Source organism: Vibrio sp. 1731 (assembly GCF_033339955.1).
GTDB classification, from domain to species: Bacteria; Pseudomonadota; Gammaproteobacteria; order Enterobacterales; family Vibrionaceae; genus Vibrio; species Vibrio alginolyticus.
In genome coordinates, this window is the sequence record NZ_JAWOVO010000017.1 from 21,944 (window position 1) to 40,097 (window position 18,154).

An 18,154-nucleotide genomic window follows, 5' to 3' on the forward strand; every position below is an offset into this window, starting at 1 on the left:
CATTTTTTGTATTGATTGAATCAAAGTTTGAGTTATTAGTGATGCCTCAATGAGCCGACAAAACAAAAGGGCTCCAGAGTTAACTCTGGAGCCCTTTTAGTATTTAAGCTCTAAATAATTAGCGACGCTTTGGTTTACGTTGACCAGCTGGTTTGCCTTGTCCTTGTGGGCGACCTTGGCCTTGCGGCTTGCTACCTGCCGGGCGGTTTGCACCGTTGCCGCTAGGACGTTGGCCGTTGCTTGCAGGGTGTTGACCACCTGTAGCTTTACCCGAACCGTTACGGTTGCCAGATGGTTTACCATCTTTTGAACCGCCTTCAGAGCGTTTGTTCAAATGACCACCGAAGCCTGGTTGGTTTTTGGTATGTTTGGTTGCAAAGCGGTTTGCCCCGTGACGACCAGATTTACGACGTTGCGCAGGTGTTTGTGCTTCAATGTCTTCTGCAGGAACGAGACAGCCTTGTTTGTCACCAATCAAATGTTTTTTACCCATACTGACTAGGGCTTCACGGATCATTGGCCAGTTTGCTGGATCGTGATAACGCAACAGCGCTTTATGCAGGCGACGTTGACGTTCACCTTTTGCTACAGGTACATCTTCACGTTTTTTGTACTTCACGCGTTTCAGAGGGTTTGTCTCTGAGTAGTACATCGACGTTGCGTTACACATTGGCGAAGGGTAGAAGTTTTGTACTTGGTCACATTCGAAGTTGTTCTTTTTGAGCCACAGAGCAAGGTTCAGCATGTCTTCGTCTTCTGTGCCTGGGTGCGCAGAGATAAAATAAGGGATTAAGTACTGCTTCTTGCCTGCTTCTGCACTGTATTTCTCGAACATTTCTTTAAAGCGATCGTACGTACCCATGCCTGGCTTCATCATTAGATCAAGAGGACCTTTCTCTGTATGTTCCGGTGCAATCTTCAAGTAACCGCCTACGTGGTGAGTCACGAGCTCTTTCACGTATTCTGGTGATTCAATCGCAAGGTCGTAACGTACGCCAGATGCAACCATCACTTTCTTCACGCCTTCAACTTTACGCGCTTCGCGGTATAAATCGATCGTGTGTTTGTGGTCTGTGTTTAGCTTGTTACAGATGCCCGGGAATACACAAGAAGGACGACGACAGTTCGCTTCCGCTTTTGGATCTTTACAGCCCAGGCGGTACATGTTTGCAGTCGGGCCACCAAGATCGGAAATTGTGCCGGTAAAGCCTGGAACTTTGTCCCGAATTTCTTCAATCTCGTTGATGATAGACTCTTTCGAACGGTTTTGAATGATTCGACCTTCATGCTCGGTAATCGAACAGAAAGAACAGCCACCAAAGCAACCACGCATGATGTTTACAGACGTCTTGATCATGTCGTACGCAGGAATTTTTGCTTTCCCGTACATAGGGTGAGGGACACGCGCGTAAGGCAGGCCAAACACAAAGTCCATCTCTTCGGTCGTCAATGGAATTGGCGCTTGGTTTACCCAAAGTTCACGATCACCATGGCTTTGAAGTAACGCTCGACCAGAGTACGGGTTCGTTTCTAAATGCAGTACACGGCTTGCATGCGCATAAAGAATGCGATCGTTTCTTAGCTTTTCAAACGAAGGTAAACGGACCGCAGTCGTCGCAGCATCGTGGCGTGATGGGCGAATTGTGATTGGTTGTGCAACTGGCTCGTCTTTTTTAGTTTCACACTGAGTTTCTACTTCGTATGGGTTCTTTGGTACGAACGCTTCTTTACGAGGTTTTTCAATGCGAGAAGAATCAATAACCGTGTAGCCTTCTGGCGCCGCTGGCAAGTTCACGGCAGTACCACGAATATTGGTCATGGTGCTGATGTCTTCGCCGTTTGCGATGCGATGTGCTACTTCGACAAGTGCGCGCTCTGCGTTACCAAAAAGTAGGATGTCTGCTTTTGCATCAAACAGTACAGAACGGCGAACTTTATCTGACCAGTAATCGTAGTGTGCCACACGGCGTAGGCTAGCTTCGATACCACCTAAAACAATAGGTACTTCTTTGTAAGCTTCACGACAACGCTGAGAGTAAACCAAAGTCGCTCGGTCTGGGCGTTTACCACCTTCGTTATTCGGTGTGTACGCGTCATCGTGACGAAGCTTTTTATCCGCGGTGTAACGGTTGATCATGGAGTCCATGTTACCCGCAGTGATCCCGAAGAACAGATTTGGCTTACCAAGTTGCATGAACGCATCTTTATTTTGCCATTCTGGTTGAGCAATGATACCGACACGGAAACCTTGTGCTTCTAGCAGGCGGCCAATGATAGCCATACCAAAGCTTGGGTGATCCACATAAGCGTCACCGGTTACAATGATAATGTCACAGCTATCCCATCCTAGGGCATCCATTTCTTTGCGACTGGTCGGCAAGAAAGGTGCCGTACCAAAACACTCTGCCCAGTATTTTTTGTACTCATGAATAGGAGTGATGTTATTGGTCATATTTTGCTCTCTGTTCCAGGGAGCGCGAATTATAGCGATTTGATTATCAGGTATCTATAACAAACTCATCTATTCAAGCTTAGTTCATCGAGTTTTATTTGGTTTGTAAAAATATCAATGCTCTATCGGCGATTTTCTGTCTAATTTCACCTTGAAAGCCTCATGGTTATAGAGCGGTTCATGAAAAATGTCGCAATCTTAATACAAGGCATAAGCAATGGTGTGCTTATATGGGGTAAAGCCTATAATCAAATTAGTGCATATTAAATGCAAAGGCTGAGCTGCTCTGGAAATAGTTCTAAGTCGATAGGCTTATCGTTGACACAATCCATCTATAAAGAGGATCGGCAGGTCCCAACTGGAATGTCGCGAATTGACTGTGAATTTTGAGCCTTGGGCTAATTACAAAAAAAGGGGCTAGGGTATGAGTGAATCTACGACAACAGTGCATCCAAAAATGCAAACGACTTCCAGTCTAACTCCTGTTATAGAGTGGTCTTACGATATTGATACTCGCGAGTTCGAATGTGATCAGCAAGGAATGGCAAAGGCATTTGGGATAAGTACGCCAGTAACCAGCCTAAATAACTTGTTTGATCATATGCTGATGGGGCAACAAGAAACGCTAAAACAACGAATTCTAGAAGTGGAACTCTTTGGCGGACGGGGGCGGTTTTCTTGTTGCATGATGCTAAAAAACGTTAACTTAGTGCACGTTACTATTAGTTTTGAAAGGCTCAATAAGCGCATTATCCAAGGCACTATCATTCCACAATTAACAATCACTGGTTGCGAGGAGTTAGCGAAAATTCTCGAAACGATTTTTGATTTGCCAAATGTAGGCGTTTTAGTTGCCGATGAAGATACGCGCATCTTAGGTTGTAACCGTGCCTTTGAGTTACAAATGGGCTATCAAAACCGAGATCTGGTTGGGCTTAAAACTCATATTTTCAGTACCTCTCACCATAGCCAAGCGTTTTATGATCAGCTGTGGCAGCAAATTAATGATGAAGGATGTTGGTGTGGTAACTTGCTGAGCAAAACAGCAAACGGTAGCAACCAAGCTCATCATCTTTGTATTTACCGACTTACGTTTCATTCTGGACGAATTCTTTATCTCGGATTTTCTACGGATATTTCTGCTTCGTTGTTGTGGATGAAAAATCGTTGTGAACAACAGCATGATTGGGCTGCCTTTTTACCAACGAGGAAAGAATTTGAACTCCAATTAGCTACCTTAGCGAATGAAAGCAGAAATAAAGAACTCAACATTGTTATGACACTAAGACCCAAGTTTTCGGAGAGATACTTGCTTGAACAGCAATTAGGTTTTGCAGATTTTATTATGCGAAGTCGCTACACCAGTATTGCGGGGCAGTTATCTCGGGATGTGTTTGTCGTATGCTTGCAGACCCCTCATTGTCAATGGTTGAGCCCGGTTCGTTTGATCCAAATTGCCATGAAAGGGTTCTTTAATGAGCTTAGAAATGAAATGGGCACAAAAATGCATGCCACTATCGTTAAAGGCCAAACTGGTGTGTCAATCCTTGGCTATGATACGAACCGACCAAGACAAGCGCTAGCACATGCAGCGCAAGCGATGTTGTCCTCTATTTCCGGTGAAGGCAGCTATTTCAACTTTTACGATAGTGAACTTCACTCTGAATTAGTGAAGCGCCAACATCTCGAGGCGTTTTTGGAGGCGCAAATAGAGAGTGGGCTAGTGGACGTTTACTTTCAACCGATTATCGACGTTCAAACCGGAAGAGTGGTTAAGTTCGAGGCTCTCGCACGCTTCTATGATGAAAATGATGCGTATTGTACGCAAAAGATGATCGCTATTATTGAAGATCTAGAACTCATAGCGGCACTTGATGATGTGGTCTGCCAAGCTGCGTTGAAGCACTTTCCGCGCTTACAAGAAATTTATGGCGAGGAAGTGGGCGTGACCATCAATCGCTCCCTCAATACGAAATTGGATTCTCTTCAGATCCTTCAGCGGTCGCATGATTTGATTAAAGCCAGTGGTGTAGACCCTAAGCGAGTAACTATCGAGCTAACAGAAACCGCGTATTTTGAACAAGATGAGGAGCATACTCGAGCTCTAGAGGAAGTGCGGAAAGAGGGCATTGAGATCGCGATTGATGACTTCGGTACTGGGTATTCTTCTTTTTCTTATCTAGAAAAAGGGCAGTTTGATTTACTGAAAATAGACCGAAAATTCGTCAAGAACATTCATAAAGGGAGCACTAGCTATAACATTGTGAAAATGGTCACCGAGCTTGCACAGCAAATGAATGTAAAAGTGGTTGCTGAAGGCGTGGAATCTAAGCAAGAACTTCAAGTATTGGCAGAAATCGGTGTCGATTACATGCAGGGCTTTCTATTTTCTGCTGCCGTGCCTGTCGATTTGATGGATAAAGCGGACAGTTATGAGCATCTGTTCTCTGACATCGCGATTGAGTCTAAGCAAAGTGATGTGTTGCAATCTTTGAGCCATGAACAAGTCAGGTCTATGGACCCTGGAGAACCGCTCTCCTTGGCAGTGGAGTACATGAATTTGAATCCAAGCTCGCCTTTAGTTGTTCTCAATGAAAATCGTTGTGTTGGGTTAATTACGAAAGAGACGGTGAATTTACACCTAACGCCTTCGATGGGAACAGAGCGAGAAACTGAACGAGAAAGCCGAATTTGGAAACGTCCTGTTAATCAGATAATGAGCACCGAATTTGTGTTGGTTGATGAGGATTTACCTGTCTCTGTTATTCGAGAGTTGGTTAAAACCGGCATCCGTTTCCCTTGGGTACTGTGTAATACCAAAGAAGAGTACCGTGGAGTTTTAACGCAGGAAGACGCGTTGAAGTATCTTGCTTCTCTGTGAATAAAATTGTCTTACCGTTTTAGCTCATTTGGGGGCCGACTTTCGGTGGTTTGGCGATAGTTGATTTGATATTATCGCCCCCCAAAATGACTTTTGAGCGTGCATTCAACATGATTCAACAATTGCTGGTTACTTTCCCTCCGATGCTATTTGGCGCACAAGCGCTACTGACTTTGCTTCTAATCAAGGGCGATATTTGTCCTGGTCAGCGAGGACGTCTTCATAAAATGTTGCCTGCAGTAGCTATATTGTGGCTCGCTGTTGCGTCACTTCGCATTGAAGCATTTATGATCGTGTTTGCTATTTTCTACTTCTATTCTCAGGTTCAAACCAAGAAAACGCGTGAAAAAGGGCCACTATGGGCGATGCATTTAGCGAATGGTTTGGCCTTTGCGTATGTAAGTATTCAGGTATTTGAGCAATCAAGCTGGCCAGCATCGATAGCGATGGCTCTAATGATATTTTTCCTTGGGGCGTCATTTTCTCAATTGCTACTTACGATAGCTCGCAGCAGATTACAGGCATTTCACCGCATTTTACCAGTTACTGGCATTGTGTCTGGAATGCTATTAGTCATTGCAACGTTGTTTGCTTCTTACCAGTTAAATGAAGCCACACTAAACGCTGCAACACAGCCGATCTTGCTGTCTTTAGCTATGCTAATTTCTTCAATTATCGTGTGGTGTTGGCATATTTTTACGCATAAGAAACCAGAAAAGGTGCAACTGAGCGTAGCCTTGTTGCTAGCACTCGCGTCGATGACGAGCCTCCAAGGTTTATTCTCTCTCGCGGCTTAACCTCTACTCTAAAGACAAAGCTAGACGGCTTATATCCAAGTGCTTTCTTGATGCTTGGGTATAAGGTGATCACGTTTTAGATCTCACTCACTTTAAATTCGCGTGATTACTACTACGCTTGTTTATATACCTTGTCGAAGAGGAGAGTCGCGATGGATTTAAGCAATGTAGGTAATCTGGACAGCACTATTTTGCTAGGTATCGTCAACGAAAAGCTACGTTTAGAGTGCGACAGTTTTGACGAGTTAGTATCAGTGTATGAGATGGATGTAGAGTCTGTAGTCGGCAAGCTTGATATGCTCGGTTATCAGTACGATCCATTGACTAACCAATTTAAAGCATATCAACGCTAAGCCTTTCATAATCCAAATCTTTTAAGCCACCTTGATTCCGTCAAGGTGGCTTTTACATTGTAGCCTCGCGGTTGCGAAAAAAGCTTGTAAGTAACGCTTTTCTTTCTCTGAGTGACGCGTTGCAGCAAACAAGCGACGCCATAAGCCTTGGCCGAAAGGTTTACTGGTAATAAGACCTTGGCGAGAAAATTCAGAAATCGCCCAATTGGGTAGTGCCGCCACCCCTAATCCAGCAGAGACCATCTGAACTAACATGAGAGTGTTGTCGGCTTGCTTCCATTTCGCAGGTTCTATTCCTGCTGGCTGAAGAAAGTGTTTTACGACGTCTAGCCTTTGTTTTTGAACCGGATAAGAGAGCATGGTTTGATCTGCGAGATCTTGCGGCTCAATAATTTCTTTTTCCGCCAATGGGTGGTTGGTTGCGGTAATTAAACGCATTTCAAAGTCGAATAGAGGCTCGTAGTGGACTTCGGATCGAAGTTGGATATCGGAAGTAATAACGAGATCGAGTTCGCCTGCCAATAGAGCTGGGAGTGGTTCAAAGCCAAAACCAGAGGAAAAGTCCAATGTTACGCTAGGCCAAGCAAGTTGGTACTCCCTAAGTGCAGGCATTAGCCATTGGAAGCAAGAGTGACATTCAATGGCCATATGTAATCGGCCATTGACGTCTTCTTTCAAGCTCGCTAAATCATTTTCTGCTCTTGCGAGTTTCGGAAGGATATCTTCTGCAAGACGCAATAGGATTTCTCCCTCTGAAGTGAACTTCACCGGACGAGTCTTTCTCAGGAACAGTTGCCCTCCAATTCGCGCCTCCAAATCTTTGATCTGATGAGACAGTGCCGACTGAGTGAGATGTAAAGCGGTCGCTGTTGCCGTTAGAGAGCCAGTGTCTCGAAGCGAAGTGAGTGTCCGCAAATGTTTTAGCTCTATCATGAATTCCTTTCATCCTTTGTTGCTCGCTATGAACAGAATAGCAATCGTGTAAATAACTTAACGACAAAAAATGGATATGTAAACGTCTAGACGTCTATTTGTTGTGTTTATTTGCGAATCATGTCGCCTCATGATGAATTTTTTTAATAAACAAGTTGAATAAATGGACGTTGTTCAAACCGCAGATGAGAGCGATAGTTTAGCCATCCAGACATCTTTCATGACGAAAGATACTCTGACCCAAACAAATTAAACAAGATTGAAAAAGGAATAGGGACATGGCGACAACGACTCACATACTAGGTTATCCACGCATCGGTGAAAAACGAGAATTAAAATTCGTTCAGGAAAAATACTGGCGCGGAGAAATTGATCAAGCAGAGCTTAAAAAGGTTGGAGCAGATCTGCGCGCTAAAAACTGGCAAACGCAAACAGATGCTGGCTTGAGTTTTACCACCGCTGGCGATTTTGCTTGGTACGATCATGTACTGACGACCACGTTGTTACTGGGTCACGTGCCAAAACGTCACGCAGACGGTTTCCCTGATTTGGATACGCTATTCAAAGTGGGTCGCGGTCAATCTCAAGCGGGTTGCGGCTGTGCGGGCGCTGCAGCATCGGATATGACTAAATGGTTCAACACAAACTACCACTACATCGTACCTGAATTTAGCAAGGACGATACATTTGAAGTGAGTTGGCCTCAACTGTTTGAAGAAGTCAACGAAGCGCTTCAAGCTGGCCACCAAGTGAAGCCTGTTTTGCTTGGTCCAGTCAGTTACCTTTACTTGGGCAAAGAGGTCGAAGAAGGGTTTGACCGCTTAACCCTGCTACCACGCTTACTTACTGCTTACCAAGCTATCTTGGCAAAGCTAGCAAGTCAAGGTGTGGAGTGGGTTCAGATTGATGAGCCAATTTTGTCACTGGAGCTAGAAAGCAAATGGGCTGATTCGTTTAAGCTAGCCTACCAAGTGATTCGAAGCGATGTAAAAGTGCTGCTAACGACGTACTTTGACTCCGTAAGCGATACGCTAGACAAAATTGTAGAGCTACCGGTGGATGGTTTACATGTCGATTTATCTGCCGCGCCTCAGCAGCTTGACGACGTGGTTGCCAAACTACCGGAGGGGTGGGTGCTGTCTGCTGGCGTGGTCAACGGTCGTAACGTGTGGCGCTCGGATTTGAGTGCGCAACTTGAACGTCTACAGCCAGTAAAAGAAAAACTGGGCGACAACCTTTGGGTTGCGAGCTCATGCTCTTTGCTACATAGCCCGGTTGATCTGGAACAGGAAACAGAACTCAGTGAGGAAGTGAAAAGCTGGTTTGCGTTCGCAAAACAAAAAGTAACAGAAGTCGCCTTGCTTGGCCGAGCGCTCGATGGTGATCAAAATGCGATTCTCGCTTGTGATACCTATAGCCAGACAATCAAAGCGCGCAAGACAGCAACACATGTGAATAAACCTCAAGTACAAGCGCGTTTAAACAACATTACCGCGTCACTTGCCGAGCGCAGCGCACCTTATGCAGAGCGTGCTGCGCATCAAGCTGAAGTATTGGGCTTGCCTTTGTTGCCAACAACGACAATCGGCTCTTTTCCTCAAACGGGTGAAATCCGGGTGCAGCGCAGCGCTTATCGTACAGGTCAATTATCTGAGTCTGAATATATCCAAGCACTTAAAGGACATATTGCTGACGCAGTAAAACGTCAAGAGGCGCTCGACCTAGATGTGCTAGTTCATGGTGAAGCAGAGCGTAACGACATGGTGGAATACTTCGCTGAGAACTTGGCGGGTTTTCAAACGACCAAATTTGGTTGGGTACAGAGTTATGGTTCTCGCTGTGTGAAACCTGCCATTGTAGTTGCTGACATTGAACGTGAAAAACCGATCACAGTTGAATGGTCGACGTACGCCCAGTCGCTAACCAGCAAACAGATGAAAGGCATGTTGACTGGACCAGTAACGATTTTATGTTGGACGTTCCCACGTGAAGACATCACACGTCAAGAAATTGCGCAGCAACTTGCTTTGGCACTACGTGATGAGGTGTCTGACCTGCAAGATGCAGGCATCAATATCATTCAAATTGATGAGCCAGCCATTCGAGAAGGTTTACCACTCAAAAAACGCGATCACAAAGCGTACTTAGAATGGGCCGTAAATGCGTTTAAGGTCTCTGCGGCAAGTGCAAAACCAGAAACTCAGATTCACACTCATATGTGTTACAGCGAGTTCAATGAAATCATTGATTCGGTTGCGGCACTCGATGCGGACGTCATTACCATTGAAACATCTCGCTCAAATATGGAGCTGCTGAAAGCATTTGAAGAGTTCAATTACCCGAACGAAATTGGCCCTGGTGTTTATGACATTCACTCACCAAACATTCCTACGGAAGAATGGATTGAAGGTTTAATCAAGAAAGCGGCAGAAAAAATTCCGGCTCAACGTTTGTGGGTAAACCCAGATTGTGGTCTGAAAACACGAAACTGGAAGGAGACAGAAGCCGCATTGGCAAATCTGGTTTCAGCGGCGAAGAAGCTCCGTGCTGAGCTGGCGTAACACATCGTTACAGCAAATAAAAACGGAGACTGTGGTCTCCGTTTTTCTATTCTTAATTGTTAACTTTCGTTTTCAGATTATTCAATAATAGCGAATCATCGTCTCGTGCCGAAAGCAACAAAAATTACTGTAGCTACTTCACCTGAGTACAAGTCTGTGCGGAAACCAACTCATCTGCCATCAACTGACCGCGAGAATTACGTACCTTAATACGATACATCAAGCCCATATCAATTTGCTTGCGAACTTCTGGGTTGCTGCAGTAGGTATAGATACTGGTATTCAGTACTTGATTTAACGGCTTTGCACCGAGTGCGCCATCGTTATAAATCATCATCATCTCTACAACATTTTTGTTGGATGAGACACGCATTATTTGCAGTGGACCGTACTCTAAAGGGAGACCCGCAGACAAAACTCCTGCTCGGTTTGATGCCATAAGCTCAAGTTGGCGCTGCTTATCATCGGTTGATGAACAGCCAGCCAGAGCACCAAATACCAAGAAAAGACACAGTAATTTTTTCATAAATTAAAACACTTTTTTGAACGGTTTCACGATTACATGATCGTAAACACCAGCCGCTACATAAGGATCGGCTTCTGCCCACGCTTTAGCATCCTCTAGAGAGGCGAATTCAGCGATGACAGTTGAGCCCGTAAATCCAGCTTCACCAGGATTGTCAGAATCTATCGCAGGCATCGGACCAGCTGTAAGAAGGCGGCCTTCGTCTTGTAGCTTTTGTAAGCGATCCAAGTGTTGTGGGCGAACGCTCATGCGTTTTTCCAACGAGTTCTCAACGTCCTGTGAAAAGATGACATACCACATAGCATAGTTCCTTAATTGGTAGGGTAAAGTGTTAATTTAACGCCTTTTTTGTGTCTCTCACAAGTGAACAACAGAAAATGTGAGATCCTTTCTAACTGTTAGCGTTGTAGGTTGACTAATTCTGAACCGGACGTGGTTTACCTTCACTGTCAATGGCTACGTAGTTGAAGGTCGCATCACAAACCATGAAGCGTTCGCCAACACCGTGAGCTTTGACGGGTTTGACCCATACTTCCAAATCGACACTCATGGATGTGCGGCCGATCTTAGTGCATTCGCCGTAGCAGCATACGACATCGCCCACACCAACAGGTTTTTTGAACGTAATGCTTGATACCGAAACGGTGACAACGCGACCACAAGAGATCTCTTTTGCCAGAATCGCGCCCGCTAAGTCGAGCTGAGACATTATCCAACCGCCAAAAATATCGCCATTGGCGTTTGTATCTGCAGGCATTGCAAGGGTACGAAGCAGCATTTGACCTTTCGGAGAGCTAATTTCTTGACTCATTGTGACATCCTAAATCTTAAAGGCGCTCAAACTAAGCGCCAACATAGTAAATACCTAGAACCAAAGGTCCTTAAAAAACCGCAGATACCGGACCAGAGAAAGTTGGTTTACAGCAGCAAGAATGGTCTGAAAACGGTACGTTGTTTGAGCGGTTTACTGATACATGGAGCAAAACAGCGACCCTAAGGTCGCTGTGAAGTCGCGGATTATAGCAAAACTGAGTTTTTAATCATCAGTGGACACATCGGATGAGTTATTTTTTTGTTCTTTTGGCATGTGTTTATAAATGTAAAAGCCAGTCGCAATCATGTAGGCAAATGTCGCGATCAACATTCCAAATACTTTGAAGTTAACCCAAACATCCAACGGCAATTCGTAAGCAATATAAATGTTTAGGCCAGCGAAGAATGAGAAGAAGCCAACCCAAGCCCAGTTAATCTTTGCCCAAACAGCGTCAGGTAACGTAATTTCCTTGCCTAGCATACCTTTGATGGCTGATTTTCCCAATGCGTGGCTCACTGCTAAGCCAATCGCCAGAATCGCGTAAATGATGGTGACTTTCCACTTTATAAAATTGTCGTCGTGGAAGAAAAGGGTCATGCCGCCGAAGATAGTGACGATAACAAATGTTATTAGCTGCATCTTTTCGACTTTCTTATACAGCGCATAGGTGACGACAAGCTGAATGGCTGTTGCTACGATCAGTGCACCTGTCGCCACGTAGATGTCGTACAGCTTGTATAAAGCGAAGAAAACGATGAGTGGTATAAAGTCTAGGATCTGCTTCATGATGGCAAAATCTACCTAATTATTGAATTGAAGACAGTCTAACGGAATCTGACAAGATGTGAATACTGAGGAAGTTAAGGTAAGAATAGTAACGCTTAGTATATCGTACAGCCCGCAAGCTTCTTCCACGTCGAAACAGCAAATGGAAGGAATAAAAATTGCCGCGTGAAGCGGCAATAGAGTTGAGAGTTTTAAACCTTAAGCAACACGTTGATATTGGGAAATAAGCGTTTTGACATCTTCTAAATAGCCTTCCCGCAGTAAGTTATCGACCGTTGCTTCTAGCTCTTCGAGAGACATCGTGAAGCAAGTGGATTTACCAGTCATCAGGCTCAGATATTGATGATACTCTTCTTCTGTATAGTGGCCTAAGCGATCAAGTAACAGTGTTTTGATTCCGTGATGAATCAGGCCGTAGTATGTATGTCGATGAAGTAACATGGCGATCTCCTTATCAAGCTCATACGCTACTCTTTTGCAGCCTGCTTGACCTTCTGGATAATTCGATTTACTCCAATAATGCACATCTAGTGCCAATTCTATATTTGCAAATTAAAAAGTGTTGGAAGGTGCAAAATTCTCGTTCTGTAACCATCTTTGGATGACGACTTGAAGTGCATTTAACGTGGTGGGCTTTTCGAGTCTGTCATCCATGAGTTTCGAAATTAGCTCCAACTCTCTAGCTCCAGACTCACCAGATAAGGCAATGATTGGAACGGAGGATGTGATTTGCTTAATCCGTTGGCTTGCGTCAAATCCATTCATTACCGGCATTTGGACATCCATAAGAACGAGATCAATCTTGTGAGAGTGGAATAGTTCTACCGCAGAGGCTCCATTATTTGCTTGTAAGCTGTTGACTCCCAATCTTTTTAAATACATCTGTACCAAGGTGCGTTGCACCTCTTTGTCATCAACAATGAGCACTGTTGGTGCATCTTTACATACTTGTACGTGTTGAGCTGAATGATTTTCAGAATGTGATGGAGTTGCTTTCCAGTTATCAAAGTCCGGTGCTCTCAATGTCTCTGGTTTTGGTGCGTTTGGTACGACTGGGAAATACAAGTAGAATTCTGTGAACTCGCTCAATTCAGACTGGCACTCTATTCGTCCTCCGAAGGAGCGCATAACACGTTGGCAATAGCCCAAACCTAAGCCACTGCCTCCGCTTTTTTGATACGAGAAAAAGTCATCAAATATCTTGTGTAAGATACTGCGATCTATACCTGGCCCACTATCTCGGAAGATCAGAATGTTTTCGTAAGCCCCCGTCTGGGTACGAATCTCAATTTGACTGTCGGGATAAGAATCAAAATAGTAGATAGCGTTACGAATCAAATTGAAAATGACAAAGTTAAACAGGGTCTCATTTAACTTCGCGACAAAATCGTGTGCCTGTGGCAGGTTAATTCTCTCAATTATTTGATCGTTTTCAAAACCATAACGGCTTACTGCTTGGTCGATGGCTTTATGTATGGAAGTGAGAGCTAAAGGCTCATGCTCTGGTGAGCTGTCGCTAACTTCTCGTAAAATAATATCGATAAGTTGTCGACCGCGTTGTATAGCGGCTTCACCTTTATCAATTTCTCTTTTTAGCATATCCAGTGAGGCGTTTGACTCTATATGCTGTTTTAAAGCTTCAAATTGTAATTGTACTTGAGCGAGAGGGTTACGCATTTCATGTGCAATGGAGTTAGCCAGCGCACGGCTTTGGCGTACCTTTCTATCGGCTTCAATGGTGCTCTGGATGCGAACTAATAACGTTTGCAGAGCTGAGATTTCTTCATTAGAAAACAGCTTATTATCTATTTTATGTGAAGAAATCAGCAAGTGAGTAACAGATTTTCCACGACCGAAGAGAGGCATAACGAGCGCAGTATTGCTTGAGCGCATACGCTCGTAGAGCTTTCTCATCGACCCTTTAGAAGAGGAGGCATAATCAATTTCTTCAGACAACTCATCAAGCACGAGAACTGACTTGCTTGACGGCAGGTACTCTTCGTAAAACGTTTCTGTGTAATTGCTAGTGACTAGCTGTAGCTTGTTGTTTGGTATGTTAAGTAACGATGCCAACTGACGCATAGCATCATCTATTGAGCGTTTAAACTCTTCCTCTAACCCAAGGATTTGCTGAACGGGAGTGTGTCGTTTCCCATAAATAAAGTATGAAGCGAAACGACTGACTCGCTTAAAAAGCAAGTGCCAACTGATACCGATAAGCGCGCATAAAGGTACCGCAACAAGCCATTGGTTATCTTCAGAGATAGGAATAAATATCGCCCCTAGCGGCAGAACAAAAATGGCGCAGACTAAGAGCGCGCTTACCGTTAAGTACGTGAGATATTTAGCGCTGTAGAAGCGAGAGGTAAGTAGGGCATAGCCCACAAACAACATTTCGCTGATTGAAAGTGCTGGTGGTAACCAAGTTAGGGAGAAGTCGCCAAGGAAATACGTCATTCCAAGGTGTATCACTGCCGTAGATAACATGAATACCAAAATACCAGCGATCATATAGTTGCTTTTTGCTAACGTGAGCTTGCTGCTGTTAGCGCGCATGGCAATCAAGTTAAGCAGCGTTAGTACCACGAAAGCTAGCAAACTAATGAAAAAATATGAGGTATGTGGGCCAAATTTAATGACGAACTGGCTTGGACCACTAATGGTGACATTTTCGACAGTAAGATTCGGTACTAAGTTGATGTACAGTGAATACGTTGCTAGTGCGACAAAGACGACTTTTTGCCAGGCTTTGACCGCTGTTTTTTTAACATCTGCGGTTAACTGGCAAGAAAAATAGAATGCAAACGCAAAGGCGAAAAAAGACGCTAAGTTCGCTAACTTAGCCATAAAAATGCCACCAACAGAGCCTAATTCTGGCAATAAATCGGTATGGAAATAGGCGTTGCTGCTTATCCAAACAATGATACAGCTGGAATAAGCGATGTAAGGCGCGTGATGCGAGCCTAAGATTGATTCACTCTTCTGTTTTAGGCGATAGCAGTAATACAGTAGCCAAGCGAATACTATTAGTACAGTCGCGTACAATGCCATTGCTTTTGGGTAAAAGAGACCGTGCAAATGAACATCAAGCATGCTCATTCACCTTTTTATCCATTCTTTTTGTTCGTACGCAATGTTTGTAGTCGCGAAATTGTATGTCTTGAAATGCTTCAACCATCATACCTAAATTCCAGAAACCGCGGTATGTCTTGGTACCGTCACCGTTAATGTCGCGGTATCCTGAGTGAAAGTAGGCACTTAAATCAATAGATTGATAGAAATTTAACATAAATACTTGCTCAATAATGGTAAGGCCGAGCTTATAGCCTGCTTTATAGAGCTCGCTCATCATAGTTTTTTGCGCCAGATACAAAAAATACAGCTTTTGTTGAATGTTGCCTCCCACCGTAAGACGCAGTACTTCGCAAACCGCTTCACTGTTCTTTACACGAGATTGAAACTGAGCATCAAACTCAATAAGAGTGTGCTCATGAGTTAGAGCACGACACTCCAAAATACCCAGTTGATTGAGAACACTGTACCCATGATTAGGAAAGCAAAACTGCCATTGTTCGTTACTAAACTGTGGTGAGTAACTGAGCCAGTTATTTCGTTGATGCCAGCTTTGCACTAAAGCGGAGGAGACCATGATTGGTGAAGATGACGATTTGAGCAAGAGGGCAAAGTGCTGCCCTTTTTGCGAGAGTGATAAAAGAGGCAAGATTTCAAACCATTGTTCAGTTTGGACGAAAAGCTCAAGATTACTCAGTGTGATCGCTTCGGAAATCGGCATTAACGCTGCATGATTTGGCAGCATTACCTCAAGATCGCAATCTGCGATATCTTCAATTAACACGCTAGTATAGCTGTGGTCGTCAAACGGAAGCGGAGTAGGAATCGCAGCTTCGTTTGAAGGATATTTTTGCTTGATTGCTTCGATCTCGCATTGACACCAGAAAACCATCCAATGCGGGTAACAATCTGCGGCAAGTTGTTCAAGTAAACGAATCTCTTTGGAGAAACCTGTCGGATACTGTTGCACTAAATCTCGATAATCCATTAACTCAAATAGTGCAGAAAGACTTTTTGATGCGTGTTTAGGAAAGAGAGATTTAAGCAGTTTTATTCGATACAGAGCAACCTGTTGAAAAAGAGCATCTCGTTTTTGTTTCGTTAGGGTAAGAATAACTGAGTCAACCAGGGCCTGCTGCTTTGATTCGATCGGCAAATTTATTTTGGTGAGATATTCCAAAGATTGCTCAAGACTCATGATATAACCTAGCTCTAACGTTTTGTTATATTTTGTAATGGTTTATATCATTTTGAAAAATTTATGCCATCGGTTTCTATTTGTATAGTTACGTAATGCAAGAAAAGACAAAAAAACCGCTCATTATGAGCGGTTTTTGGTCTATTCAAGAAAGGGTTAGGCTTCTTGCTTTTTTAGCTCAGCTTCTGCCGTTTCTTCTTCAATTAGCGCATCAACGATAACTGCACATGCAGCATCACCTGTGATGTTCAGTGCTGTACGAATCATATCGAAAATACGGTCAAGAGCGAATAGCAGCGGTAGACCTTCAATTGGAATGCCAGCGGCAAGAAGCACGGCAACCACTAGGAAAGAAGGGCCAGGAACACCCGCTTGACCAACCGCACCCAATGTAGACGTTACGATAATTGCAATGTAAGCGCCCATGCCTAGATCGATATTGAACAGTTGAGCAAAGAAGATAGCAACCAAGCCATAGTAAATCGCATTACCTGACATGTTGATCGTTGCGCCTAGAGGCAGAACAAATGATGCAGTTGAATTTTTTACGCCCAGCTCTTTTTCACAGGTGTCCATTGTAACAGGCAGTGTTGCCATAGAAGACGCTGTTGAAAGCGCAACTGCTTGCGGTTTCTTCATTGAAGACAGGAATTTCTTCGCAGATGTCTTCGTGAAAACATGCACCATTGCTGGGTAAACAACGAAACCGAAGATTAGGATGGCGGCAACGTAAACAACGAACAGTTTAAACACCACCATTAGCGCACCAAAACCGAACGTACCGACGGCTTCTGCCATCAGACCAAATACACCGATAGGTGCAATGATCATTACTTTGTTGATCATCCAAACCATTGCGTCAACGATGCAGTTAACACCATTGATGATTGGTTCACGACGCTCTTTTGCTTGCTTAGAAATCGCAATACCAAAGAACATACAGAAAACGAGGATCTGTAGGATGTTTGCTTCATTTAGTGATTGGAAAACGTTGGTTGGGATCATACCAGTGATGGTTGCCCAGAAAGTAGGTAGTTCACCTTTTGAAGCGTATTCTGCTGAGAACATGCCTTCAACGCCAGAGACGTCGATACCCATGCCTGGTTGGAATACTTCACCCATAAATAGTGCAAGCGCAACGGCTAGGGCGGATGTTAAACCAAAATAACCTAGAGTGACGATGCCAACTTTACCTGCTGACTGGCTGTTCCCAAGACCAGCGGCGCCAGAAATCAAGGCTACAGCGACCAAAGGAATAACCAACATTTTGATTAAGTTGATAAAGATAGCACCTAAAGGAGCGAACACTGTCGCATCATGACCCATCATGGCACCAACGGCTGTGCCCACGATCATGGCGATTACGACTTGTACGCCAATGTTGTTTAGCAAACTCTTTTCTTTTAACACTTCCATAACCTCTGTGCTAATAAAATGTAAAATCCTAAAATTACCCACTAACCTTAAATGGATTTACGGATAATTATCTCGCCTTGCTTTTTACACTTATCGTTTACAATTGGCAATATGCAGCAAGGTATTATTGATGGATTAATCGATATTTTATTGACGAACGATAAAGTTTTGTTCAATGGCAAACGTTTGCTATTGATTTTTCTTATAAGGGTCGCGCTTAGGATTGTTCAAGTTTATTTTTCTTTATTTGTTTTCTTTTTGTTAATTTTAACCGCTTTTGTATTTGCTATTGCAGTCAGAGTTTTTAGTGACTTGGGTTGATATTTATAACAATTCATCTCTTTCAAGCTCACACTTTTATTAAT

The 18,154-nt window shown here is 43.8% G+C and carries 14 protein-coding genes; 4 read left to right on the plus strand and 10 right to left on the minus strand.

Features of this window, described 5'->3' with window-relative positions:
• Positions 1-118: 118 nt before the first annotated feature.
• Complete coding sequence (locus tag R7035_RS17995; RefSeq protein ID WP_169628527.1) at positions 119-2,452, minus strand: YgiQ family radical SAM protein; 2,334 nt, start codon at positions 2,450-2,452, stop codon at positions 119-121.
• A 424-nt stretch (positions 2,453-2,876) separates the two neighbouring features.
• Here R7035_RS17995 and R7035_RS18000 point away from each other — a divergent pair, with 424 nt between their 5' ends.
• The 3 genes from R7035_RS18000 to R7035_RS18010 all read left to right on the plus strand — a co-directional run bounded on the left by R7035_RS18000 (position 2,877) and on the right by R7035_RS18010 (position 6,483).
• Complete coding sequence (locus R7035_RS18000) at positions 2,877-5,333, plus strand: EAL domain-containing protein (protein WP_158159707.1); 2,457 nt, start codon at positions 2,877-2,879, stop codon at positions 5,331-5,333.
• 86 nt (positions 5,334-5,419) lie between these two features.
• Positions 5,420-6,130, plus strand: a complete 711-nt coding sequence (locus R7035_RS18005) for a hypothetical protein (RefSeq protein ID WP_213872660.1) — start codon at positions 5,420-5,422, stop codon at positions 6,128-6,130.
• A 152-nt stretch (positions 6,131-6,282) separates the two neighbouring features.
• Entirely contained in the window at positions 6,283-6,483 is a 201-nt protein-coding gene (locus R7035_RS18010) for a DUF4250 domain-containing protein (protein ID WP_005376762.1), read from the plus strand.
• A gap of 21 nt (positions 6,484-6,504) precedes the next feature.
• Here the strand turns inward: R7035_RS18010 and R7035_RS18015 are convergent, their stop codons facing one another.
• On the minus strand, positions 6,505-7,416 hold the full coding sequence (locus R7035_RS18015) for a LysR substrate-binding domain-containing protein (RefSeq protein WP_262627983.1): 912 nt from the start codon (positions 7,414-7,416) through the stop codon (positions 6,505-6,507).
• Positions 7,417-7,694: 278 nt separating this feature from the next.
• Between R7035_RS18015 and metE the strand changes: the two genes are divergently transcribed.
• Entirely contained in the window at positions 7,695-9,977 is a 2,283-nt protein-coding gene (gene metE, locus R7035_RS18020; RefSeq protein ID WP_262652091.1) for a 5-methyltetrahydropteroyltriglutamate--homocysteine S-methyltransferase, read from the plus strand.
• 133 nt (positions 9,978-10,110) lie between these two features.
• Here metE and R7035_RS18025 read toward each other — a convergent pair whose 3' ends face one another.
• The 8 genes from R7035_RS18025 to R7035_RS18060 form a co-directional block, all read right to left on the minus strand.
• Positions 10,111-10,503, minus strand: coding sequence for a GspS/AspS pilotin family protein (locus R7035_RS18025; RefSeq protein WP_005376765.1), 393 nt, complete (start codon positions 10,501-10,503; stop codon positions 10,111-10,113).
• Between the two features lie 3 nt (positions 10,504-10,506).
• On the minus strand, positions 10,507-10,803 hold the full coding sequence (locus R7035_RS18030; RefSeq protein ID WP_005386727.1) for a YciI family protein: 297 nt from the start codon (positions 10,801-10,803) through the stop codon (positions 10,507-10,509).
• 115 nt (positions 10,804-10,918) lie between these two features.
• Positions 10,919-11,314, minus strand: a complete 396-nt coding sequence (gene yciA, locus R7035_RS18035; protein ID WP_005376768.1) for an acyl-CoA thioester hydrolase YciA — start codon at positions 11,312-11,314, stop codon at positions 10,919-10,921.
• Positions 11,315-11,539: 225 nt separating this feature from the next.
• Positions 11,540-12,103: a septation protein A gene (locus tag R7035_RS18040; protein WP_005376769.1), complete on the minus strand. Its 564-nt coding sequence runs from the start codon at positions 12,101-12,103 to the stop codon at positions 11,540-11,542.
• A gap of 198 nt (positions 12,104-12,301) precedes the next feature.
• The gene (locus R7035_RS18045) at positions 12,302-12,544 is read right to left on the minus strand and encodes a hypothetical protein (RefSeq protein ID WP_005376770.1); all 243 of its coding nucleotides are present in this window, start codon (positions 12,542-12,544) and stop codon (positions 12,302-12,304) included.
• A gap of 111 nt (positions 12,545-12,655) precedes the next feature.
• Positions 12,656-15,196 carry a hybrid sensor histidine kinase/response regulator gene (locus R7035_RS18050; RefSeq protein ID WP_054866150.1) on the minus strand — a complete coding sequence of 847 codons (2,541 nt, stop codon included), beginning with the start codon at positions 15,194-15,196 and terminating at the stop codon, positions 12,656-12,658.
• Positions 15,189-16,373 carry an acyl-homoserine-lactone synthase gene (locus tag R7035_RS18055; RefSeq protein WP_054866149.1) on the minus strand — a complete coding sequence of 395 codons (1,185 nt, stop codon included), beginning with the start codon at positions 16,371-16,373 and terminating at the stop codon, positions 15,189-15,191. Before R7035_RS18055 ends, R7035_RS18050 begins: the two co-directional genes overlap by 8 nt.
• Positions 16,374-16,529: 156 nt before the next feature.
• Entirely contained in the window at positions 16,530-17,789 is a 1,260-nt protein-coding gene (locus tag R7035_RS18060) for a dicarboxylate/amino acid:cation symporter (RefSeq protein ID WP_005376774.1), read from the minus strand.
• Between the last annotated feature and the right edge of the window lie 365 nt (positions 17,790-18,154).

What these genes read in the sequence shown, in the direction of transcription:
- R7035_RS18040 (WP_005376769.1), bottom strand. Translation starts at nt 12,103, where the DNA reads ATGAAGCAGATCCTAGACTTTATACCACTCATCGTTTTCTTCGCTTTA.
- R7035_RS17995 (WP_169628527.1), bottom strand. Translation starts at nt 2,452, where the DNA reads ATGACCAATAACATCACTCCTATTCATGAGTACAAAAAATACTGGGCA.
- metE (WP_262652091.1), top strand. Translation starts at nt 7,695, where the DNA reads ATGGCGACAACGACTCACATACTAGGTTATCCACGCATCGGTGAAAAA.
- R7035_RS18000 (WP_158159707.1), top strand. Translation starts at nt 2,877, where the DNA reads ATGAGTGAATCTACGACAACAGTGCATCCAAAAATGCAAACGACTTCC.
- R7035_RS18060 (WP_005376774.1), bottom strand. Translation starts at nt 17,789, where the DNA reads ATGGAAGTGTTAAAAGAAAAGAGTTTGCTAAACAACATTGGCGTACAA.
- R7035_RS18055 (WP_054866149.1), bottom strand. Translation starts at nt 16,373, where the DNA reads ATGAGTCTTGAGCAATCTTTGGAATATCTCACCAAAATAAATTTGCCG.
- R7035_RS18005 (WP_213872660.1), top strand. Translation starts at nt 5,420, where the DNA reads ATGACTTTTGAGCGTGCATTCAACATGATTCAACAATTGCTGGTTACT.
- R7035_RS18025 (WP_005376765.1), bottom strand. Translation starts at nt 10,503, where the DNA reads ATGAAAAAATTACTGTGTCTTTTCTTGGTATTTGGTGCTCTGGCTGGC.
- R7035_RS18050 (WP_054866150.1), bottom strand. Translation starts at nt 15,196, where the DNA reads ATGCTTGATGTTCATTTGCACGGTCTCTTTTACCCAAAAGCAATGGCA.
- yciA (WP_005376768.1), bottom strand. Translation starts at nt 11,314, where the DNA reads ATGAGTCAAGAAATTAGCTCTCCGAAAGGTCAAATGCTGCTTCGTACC.
- R7035_RS18030 (WP_005386727.1), bottom strand. Translation starts at nt 10,803, where the DNA reads ATGTGGTATGTCATCTTTTCACAGGACGTTGAGAACTCGTTGGAAAAA.
- R7035_RS18045 (WP_005376770.1), bottom strand. Translation starts at nt 12,544, where the DNA reads ATGTTACTTCATCGACATACATACTACGGCCTGATTCATCACGGAATC.
- R7035_RS18010 (WP_005376762.1), top strand. Translation starts at nt 6,283, where the DNA reads ATGGATTTAAGCAATGTAGGTAATCTGGACAGCACTATTTTGCTAGGT.
- R7035_RS18015 (WP_262627983.1), bottom strand. Translation starts at nt 7,416, where the DNA reads ATGATAGAGCTAAAACATTTGCGGACACTCACTTCGCTTCGAGACACT.